The 6265-nt window shown below is 73.9% G+C and carries 8 protein-coding genes; 6 read left to right on the top strand and 2 right to left on the bottom strand.

Going from position 1 to position 6265, the window contains the following annotated elements:
- Together ACRDTB_RS36910 and ACRDTB_RS36905 are read left to right on the top strand one after the other, a co-directional pair.
- On the top strand, positions 1 to 258 hold a 258-nt coding region (locus ACRDTB_RS36910; RefSeq protein WP_431436903.1), incomplete at its 5' end, for a DUF742 domain-containing protein.
- Positions 239 to 847, top strand: a complete 609-nt coding sequence (locus ACRDTB_RS36905) for a GTP-binding protein (protein WP_431436902.1) — start codon at positions 239 to 241, stop codon at positions 845 to 847. The genes ACRDTB_RS36910 and ACRDTB_RS36905, both read left to right, overlap by 20 nt.
- A 150-nt stretch (positions 848 to 997) precedes the next feature.
- On the opposite strand, the gene ACRDTB_RS36900 is transcribed toward ACRDTB_RS36905, so the two are convergent.
- Positions 998 to 1285, bottom strand: a complete 288-nt coding sequence (locus tag ACRDTB_RS36900; RefSeq protein WP_431436901.1) for a hypothetical protein — start codon at positions 1283 to 1285, stop codon at positions 998 to 1000.
- Positions 1286 to 1337: 52 nt separating this feature from the next.
- Complete coding sequence (locus tag ACRDTB_RS36895) at positions 1338 to 3614, bottom strand: helicase-associated domain-containing protein (RefSeq protein ID WP_431436900.1); 2277 nt, start codon at positions 3612 to 3614, stop codon at positions 1338 to 1340.
- A gap of 87 nt (positions 3615 to 3701) precedes the next feature.
- Between ACRDTB_RS36895 and ACRDTB_RS36890 the strand changes: the two genes are divergently transcribed.
- The 4 genes from ACRDTB_RS36890 to ACRDTB_RS36875 form a co-directional block, all read left to right on the top strand.
- A complete protein-coding gene (locus ACRDTB_RS36890) occupies positions 3702 to 3881 on the top strand; it encodes a hypothetical protein (RefSeq protein ID WP_431436899.1) in 180 nt (59 codons plus the stop codon).
- Between the two features lie 26 nt (positions 3882 to 3907).
- Entirely contained in the window at positions 3908 to 5305 is a 1398-nt protein-coding gene (locus tag ACRDTB_RS36885; protein ID WP_431436898.1) for an NAD-dependent malic enzyme, read from the top strand.
- A 78-nt stretch (positions 5306 to 5383) separates the two neighbouring features.
- The gene (gene moaC / locus ACRDTB_RS36880) at positions 5384 to 5860 is read left to right on the top strand and encodes a cyclic pyranopterin monophosphate synthase MoaC (protein ID WP_431436904.1); all 477 of its coding nucleotides are present in this window, start codon (positions 5384 to 5386) and stop codon (positions 5858 to 5860) included.
- A partial coding sequence (locus tag ACRDTB_RS36875; protein ID WP_431436897.1) for a MogA/MoaB family molybdenum cofactor biosynthesis protein occupies positions 5861 to 6265 on the top strand: 405 nt, incomplete at its 3' end. It lies immediately after the preceding gene.

Here is a 6265-nt window from a genome sequence, read left to right as displayed (position 1 = left end):
TCCACCAGCGAGCGGGGGAAGGCCCCGGATGCGGCGGTGCGACCGGAGCACCGTTCGATCTGCGGCCTGTGCTTGGACACCAGGTCCGTCGCGGAGGTGGCCGCTCATCTACGGTTACCGCTCGGTGTGGCCAGGGTGTTGATTGGAGACATGGCCGGTATGGGGCTGGTCCTGATCCATCAGAGCGGCATGGTCGTAGGCGACCGGCCGTCGATCGATTTCATGGAAAGGGTGCTCAGTGGTCTCCGCAGGCTCTAGTCCCCTCAGCCCGCGCGGCACGTCACCGCAGCCGACGACCTCGGCCAAGATCGTTGTCGCCGGTGGGTTCGGGGTCGGCAAGACAACTCTCGTCGGCTCGGTGTCCGAGATCGTCCCGCTCACCACGGAAGCGGTCATGACGGAGGCGAGCGTGGACGTCGACGACCTGTCGGCCACCCCGAACAAGGTCACCACCACGGTGGCGATGGACTTCGGGCGCGTCTCGCTGGACAGCGACCTGATCCTGTACCTGTTCGGTACGCCGGGTCAGCACCGCTTCTGGTTCATGTGGGACGACCTCGTGCGCGGCGCCATCGGCGCCGTGGTGCTCGTCGACACGCGCCGGCTCGCCGACGCCTTCGCCTCGATCGACTTCTTCGAGGACCGGCAGCTGCCCTACGTCGTGGCGATCAACTGCTTCGACCGGGTGCTCCACCACCGGGTCGACGACGTGCGCGACGCGCTCTCGATCGAGCAGACGGTCCCCGTGGTCACGTGCGACGCCCGCGATCGCGAGTCGACGAAGGAAACGCTCATCACGCTGGTCGAGCACGCGATGCACCAGCGGATGTCCGCTCGCGCGGGCTGACCTCGTACAGGATCTCGGCACGCCGGCCACGCTTTCCCTTGGCGTGGCCGGCTTCCGGCATGCGAGAACGGCGGACCTCGTCACGCCCGCTGTCGCCACCGACAGTAGTCGCTGCTGGTCCGCGAGCCGTGGACGACGCGCCGGACCGGGTCAGCCACGCGCGCGTTCGGCGTAGTAGGCCATCGAGTTCATCGCCTCGTCCGCGCCCGCCAGGTCGTTCCTCGCCAGGGCGCGTAAGGCGTCCGCCGCCCTGCTGACGCCCATCAGCGCGTCGATCACGCGGTCGTGGTCCGTGTCCGTGCGGGTCAGGTCCAGCTGGGCCAGCAGCGCGCGCACCCCGCCGTCGATCACGTCGGCGCGGTCGAGGAAGTCCTCGCGCAGCAGCCGAAGCCGCTCGCGAGCCGTGCGCGGCTCCGGGCCGGTCCGGTCGTTCGCCATGGTAAGCACAGTGCGCCGCCGGTCTCGAGAATGGCTCGTGTGTGGTTGGAGCTCAGCGCACGATCAACGACGCCGACGTGATCCGGTGCAGCGGGTACTGGCGCACCGCGTCCGACGCGTCGTCGCGGCCCTCCAGGATCCCGCCGCCCACCCGGAACGGCGTCACCACCCGCTGGCTCGCGATCCCGCGCGAGTCCACGAAGTCGATGAGCACGTGGCCCTGCTGCTCGATCGCCTCGCGCAGCAGGGCCAGCGTCTCGGCCGTATCCGCCGCGCCGGCACCCGAGCGCAGCGACACCGTCCGGCCCCGCCGGCTCGCGGCCGCCGCGTCGCCCGCGCGCAGGTTCGCCACGATGTCCCGCAGCCGCTCGTCGCTCGGGGGTGTCGGCTGGCCGCGCCGGGGCCGGGCCGGGGCGGCCAGCCGGTGGCCGGCCGGACGCAGGTCGAGCAGCTGGCCGTCCGCGCCCTCGGCCGCCGGCGCGAAGCCCGCCTTGCGCAGCTCGTCCAGCACGTCGGCCAGCGGCAGCGGGCTCACCAGCACGGTCGGCGCGATCCGCCGCATCTCCAGCGACGCCCCGGCCGGGTGGGCGAGCACCTCGGCCAGTAGCACCGGGTCGTCGCAGCGCAGGAACGACGCGGCCGCCCCGCCGCGCAACCGCCCGTGCCGGCGGGCCGCGTCGTCGACGAGGTAGGTCAGCGCCTGCGGCACCGGGGTCCGCGAGCGCGTCCGGAACAGCTCGTGCAGGTCCTCCGCGGACCGGCCGGCGTCCAGCGCCCGGCGCACGGTCGACTCGGTCACCCGGTACACCGTCGCGCTGCCCGCCGACTCGACGTCCGCGACCTGGCCCAGCTCCGCGGCGAGCCGCGGCTCCAGCCGGCCGGGCGCGACGACCGTCAGGTCCGCCTGCACGAGCACGTGGTCGACCGGCTCGGGCATCGACTCGGCCATCCGCTTCGCCGCTGCCGCCGGGCCCTCGGACAGCAGCGACCGGCCCGCCGACGTGATCCCACCCAGCGCGACCACGCCCAGCGCGGTCGCCTCGGTCAGCGTCCAGCGCACGATCTCGTCCCGCAGCCGCCCGCCCCGCCGCGGCGCCCGCCAGGCCAGCACCTCCGCCAGCTCGTCGGGCGAGGCCACGCCGGTCCCGGCTGGCAGCTCCGCCAGGGCCGTGAGCACCCGGCGCCGCTCGGTCGCGGCGGGCGGGCGGCGCAGGTCGTCGGACAGCGGCGCGAGCACGCGGTCCTTCGCGTCGCGCCTGCCCGCGAGCCCGGGCAGCCGGGGCAGGTCCAGCCAGGCCGCCGCGAGCGTGGCCCACTGGTGCTGCGGGGTGGCGACGAGCCACGGGTCCGCGAGCGTGGTGGGCAGCCACTCGGCGTTGGTCGCGGCCGCGTTGTCGCCGACGAGGCCCGCGCCGTACAGCAACTCCGCGATCAGCCCGGCGCCGCGCCCGTCGGTGTCGAGCTCCCGGGTCAGCCGGCGCACGTCCCGCACGCCGAGCCCGCCGGCCTTGAGCACCGGCGCCGGCTCCCTGCTCCACAGCTCGACGAGGCGTTCCGCGCGGCGCAACGACTCCAGCGCCTCGCCCGCACCCGTGGAGTCCACAGTGGAGGATGACTGCCGGGTGGTGCGCGGCTCCGGCTCGTCGAGCCGAACCGTCCCGAGTGGACTGTTGCCACGCAGTGCGAGGCCGACCTGGCGGGGCAGCTCGACCGTTTCGGCGTCGCGGCGCAGCAGCAGACCCATCGCGAGCAGCCGCTGCACGGGTGTCCGCGCGCGGTCGAGCGGCACCACGACGGCGGCGTCGCGGGTCCGGCCGACCGGCGACGAGCCGTGCGCGAGCGCGGTGAGCAGGCGGCGGTCCGACTCCGGCAGCTCGGCGAGCAGCGCGGCGACGTCGACGCGGTCGAGCGCCTCCGACGGCTGGCCGAGCCCGGCCGGGTAGAGCCCGCCCGCCTCGCGCGCCGCCGGAACCACGGACACCTCGTCGGACTCGTCGCCGGAGCCCCATGCCAGGGCCAGCCCGACCAGCGTCTGGATCGCCGCACGCACCCGGGTGGGCTCCGCGCCGGGCCCGACGAGCGCGGCGACCTCCTCGGGCGGCACGGGCGCGCGGTCGGAGCCGGCCACGACGAGCGCGTCGAGCACCGCGAGCGTGAAGGTGTCCAGCCCCTCCGCGGCCCTGGCCACCGACGCTCTGCTGCCCGCGCGGGCGGCGAGCACCGCGAGGTCCGCGGGCGGCGGTGTGGCGAGGTCGGGGCGCGCGCGCAGCAGGTCGGCCAACAGTTGGTCGTCCTGGCCGCGCAGCCAGTCGGTAAGCGGGACGGGCACGTGACCACGGTATACGCGCGTCCGCATCGCCTCCGAGGTCCGGTAGCCTCTTGTCTCGCAACACGCCGGAGAATGCAGGAGGGCCCCGTGGCGAAGGCCGACAAGTCGCACCACATCGACCCGCACTGGCCGAGTGACGTCGAGCACCCGGTGAGCGAGCTCGCGGCCGACCGGCAGGGTGCGCTGTCCCCCTACGGCGACCTGACGTTCCCGCTTCCGGTCGAGGACCTCGGCTACGAGCACCCGGTCACCGAGATCAACAAGTAGTTCCGTCCACTCAGGAGCGTTCCACGATGCCGGTCCCTGGTCCTGGCTACTCGGTCACCGTCCGGGTCGAGGCACCGCCGTCGGCGAGCGCGGCCGGCGACCTCGCGGGCGCGGTCGGCCGGGCCGGCGCCGTGATCACCGCGTTCGACGTCGTCGAGTCGCACACCGACCGGATCGTCGTCGACATCACCGCGAACACCTACTCCGACGACCACGTCCGCGACATCACCGAGGCGCTGGAGACGCTGCCGGGCGTCGCCGTGCGGAAGGTGTCGGACCGGACGTTCCTGATCCATCTCGGCGGCAAGATCGAGGTCAGCCCGAAGGTCGCGTTGCGCAACCGCGACGACCTCTCCCGCGCGTACACGCCCGGGGTCGCGCGGATCTGCCAGGCGATCGCGGAGAACCCGGAAGACGCGCGCCGGCTGACCATCAAGCGCAACACGGTCGCGGTGGTCACCGACGGGTCGGCCGTGCTGGGCCTGGGCAACCTCGGGCCGGCCGCGGCGCTGCCGGTGATGGAGGGAAAGGCCGCGCTGTTCAAGAAGTTCGCCGGGGTGGACGCGTGGCCGGTGTGCCTGGACACGCAGGACTCCGACGAGATCATCCGCGCGGTGGAGCTGATCGCGCCCGTGTACGGCGGGATCAACCTCGAGGACATCGCGGCACCGCGCTGCTTCGAGATCGAGAAGCGGTTGCGCGAGAAGCTGGACATCCCGGTGTTCCACGACGACCAGCACGGCACGGCGATCGTCGTGGTCGGCGCGCTGCGCAACGCCCTGCGCGTGGTCGGCAAGCAGCTGCCGGACTGCAAGGTCGTGGTGTGCGGCGCCGGTGCCGCGGGCTCGGCGATCATCCGCATGCTGCTGCGCAAGAAGCCGGGCGACGTGCTCGCGGTCGACGTGCACGGCATCGTGCACCCCGACCGGGCCGACCTCGACCCCGTGCGTGACCCGAACCTCGCCTGGGTCGCCGAGCACACGAACAGCGAGCGCGCGTCCGGCTCGCTCCTCGACGCGCTGGTCGGCGCGGACGTGTTCATCGGCGTGTCCGCGCCCAACCTGTTCGGCGCCGACGCGGTGGCCACGATGGCGTCGGACGCGGTGGTGTTCGCGCTGGCCAACCCGGACCCGGAGATCGACCCGCTGGAGGCCCAGCGACACGCGGCGGTCGTCGCCACGGGGCGCAGCGACTACCCGAACCAGATCAACAACGTGCTGGCGTTCCCCGGCGTGTTCCGCGGCCTGCTGGACGCCCAGGCCCACGCCATCACCGACGACCTGCTCCTGGCCGCCGCGGACGCGGTCGCCGACGTGGTGGACGGGGAGCGGCTCAACGCCTCGTTCATCGTGCCGAGCGTGTTCGACTCGGCCGTGGCCCCCGCGGTGGCCGACGCCGTGGCCAGGGCGGCGGCCGCGCGGTAGACCGCGCTCGCGACCCGCCGTCGGCGCCGGGTGCGCACCGCGCCGTAGCATCGGTGCGTGAGCGAGCCAGCGGACCCCGTGGCCGGGCTGAGTCACACCGATGCCGCCGGTGCGGCGCGCATGGTGGACGTGACCGGCAAGGTGGCCTCCGCGCGCGTCGCGGTGGCCACCGGGACCGTGCGGACCACGGCCGAGGTCGTAGGGCTGCTCGCGTCGAACGGCCTGAAGAAGGGCGACGCGCTCGCCACCGCCCGGATCGCCGGGATCATGGGCGCCAAGCGCACGCCGGACCTGATCCCGCTGTGCCACCCGATCTCGCTCTCGGGCGTGGCCGTCGAGTTCGCGCTCGGCGACCGGCACGTCGACATCACCGCGACCGCCCGGACGAAGGACGTCACCGGAGTCGAGATGGAGGCCCTGACCGCGGTCGCGGTCGCCGGCCTCACCCTGCACGACATGATCAAGGCCGTGGACCCCGCCGCCGTGCTGGACGCCGTCCGGCTCGAGCGCAAGGAGGGCGGCAAGACCGGCACCTGGACCCGACCGGAGGCCTAGATGACCCGTACCGCACGGGTAGTGACCGCGTCCAACCGCGCGGCCGCCGGGGTGTACGCCGACAAGACCGGCCCGCTGATCACCGGCTGGCTGCGCGAGCAGGGCTACGACGTGCCGCCCGCGCAGGTCGTGCCGGACGGCGAGCCCGTGCTCGCCGCGCTCCGCTCGGCCGTCGCCGCCGGGGTGGACGTGGTGATCACGACGGGCGGGACGGGCGTCTCGCCGACCGACCGCACGCCGGAGATGACCGCCTCGGTGCTGGACTACGAGATCCCGGGCCTCGCCGACGCCGTGCGCTCGGCGGGCCTGCCGAAGGTGCCCACGGCGGTGCTGTCCCGCGGCCGGGCCGGGGTCGCGGGCTCGACGCTCATCGTGAACCTGCCGGGCTCCACGGGCGGCGTACGG

It is taken from the genome of Actinophytocola sp. (genome assembly GCF_050699935.1).
In the GTDB taxonomy this organism is placed as follows: domain Bacteria; phylum Actinomycetota; class Actinomycetes; order Mycobacteriales; family Pseudonocardiaceae; genus Actinophytocola.
This window is presented reverse-complemented; position numbering and strand designations above follow the sequence as displayed.

Bases quoted from the DNA above. Each gene is read 5' to 3' on its own strand.
- ACRDTB_RS36885 (WP_431436898.1), top strand. From the start codon at position 3,908: ATGCCGGTCCCTGGTCCTGGCTACTCGGTCACCGTCCGGGTCGAGGCA.
- ACRDTB_RS36900 (WP_431436901.1), bottom strand. From the start codon at position 1,285: ATGGCGAACGACCGGACCGGCCCGGAGCCGCGCACGGCTCGCGAGCGG.